We start from the raw sequence: 1,437 nt of genomic DNA, 5'->3' as shown, positions 1-1,437 counted from the left end.
GGTTCTTCCTTACTTGGTATGCTAAACTAACAGTTAAAATGCCAAGTAAGCAAACATCTATTTTTGTAATTTTCAAAATTCCTAAAGCCATACGCCGAACGTTTTATTAACTTAAGCTTGTTATTTACACCCTCAACTGCACCACTTGTTGTCCTATTATCAAAGTAAGCAATTATTTCATCAAGCCAATTGGTGATAGTATTTACAGTGGAACTAAAATATTTTTTTGCTCTGTGCTGCCAGATCCCAATTCTCAATAATGCCCTCAACCAATTAGTTTTTCTGTTTTCAAATATTTGTCGGAACTTTTCTTTTAATTTATGCATTATTGCTAGCCGAGGACACACTTTTTTAACTGACATTAATTGGCTTTTTTGCTTTTCTTTTAAACTCTCTTCATTCTTTAGTAACGCATATTTGCTGTCATTCAATCCGTCTAATATCTCTTTATATTCTGCTATTTTTTGAGGTGATTTAGATTTATTACTTAAATCTACTATTTCCCTTCTTTCACGCTTTCTTTCTCGATCTAACTCATTATTGACTTGTACCATTACATGAAATCTGTCCGCTACTACTTGAGCATTTGGCATGAGTTTTTCTACTAAGGTTTTGTAACCTTTCCATAAATCTATACTTACTTCTTCTATTTGTTCTAAAACCTCTAAGCCCCATGAATTAAGGACTGGTTCGATTTCTTCTTGTTTTCTTCCCTTGATAATCGTAATTAATTTAGATGTTGATAAATCTATTAATACCGCACAGTAATTTCCTTGACCTTTAGTTAACGCTATTTCATCAATTCCTAGCTTTTTTAAGCCTGATGGTTTCGACGATAATTCTGGTGAGGCATCTGACAACATTCTTTCTATTTCTTCTGTTGTTACTACTCCTTGTTTTGCTACATTATTGATATCACTTGACAAGACAGACTTAATAATTGTATCTGCTAGTCGTTTTGTATAAGTTCTTCGGTTATTTACAAAGTCCAATTTCTCGCTAAATGGTTTGCCACATTTTTGACATTTAAATTGTCGTCTGTTTATTTCTAAAAATACTAGCTTTTCTCCCCACGATAAATCTTTTACTAAGTATCGATGGTTTTGATGTAATCTATTACTTTTTGTCCCGCATCTATGACAATGACTTTCTTTATGGATTGACTCAACTTGTAAGATTATTCCCATGGACGGTACTTGAGTCATTTGAGTTACTTTAATTCCTTGTATATTCAGTAGCTCTGTTAGAACTTTAGTACCCTTTTTTGTGGTCATGACTATAATTCGCTCCCAAAAACTCTTGTAACTATTTTATAGTTAACAATCAAATTAGCTGAAATGTCAAGCCTGACAAGGACTTTGTTTACATTTTGACATATTTATTAAGTTGATTTAACGGCTTTAACTATTGATTTAGCATAGTAAGTAAGGAAGAACC

Annotated in this window: 1 protein-coding gene; it reads right to left on the bottom strand. The window is 32.4% G+C overall.

Annotated elements, in window-relative coordinates; translation table 11 throughout:
• Positions 1-26: 26 nt before the first annotated feature.
• On the bottom strand, positions 27-1,274 hold the full coding sequence (locus tag QT974_RS34345; RefSeq protein WP_333472813.1) for an ISL3 family transposase: 1,248 nt from the start codon (positions 1,272-1,274) through the stop codon (positions 27-29).
• Positions 1,275-1,437: the final 163 nt, after the last annotated feature.

This window comes from Microcoleus sp. BM001215392 (genome assembly GCF_036700185.1).
Lineage (GTDB): Bacteria > Cyanobacteriota > Cyanobacteriia > Cyanobacteriales > Microcoleaceae > Microcoleus.
Note: the sequence above shows the minus strand (reverse complement) of the source record. Positions and strands in the feature narration are given on the sequence as shown.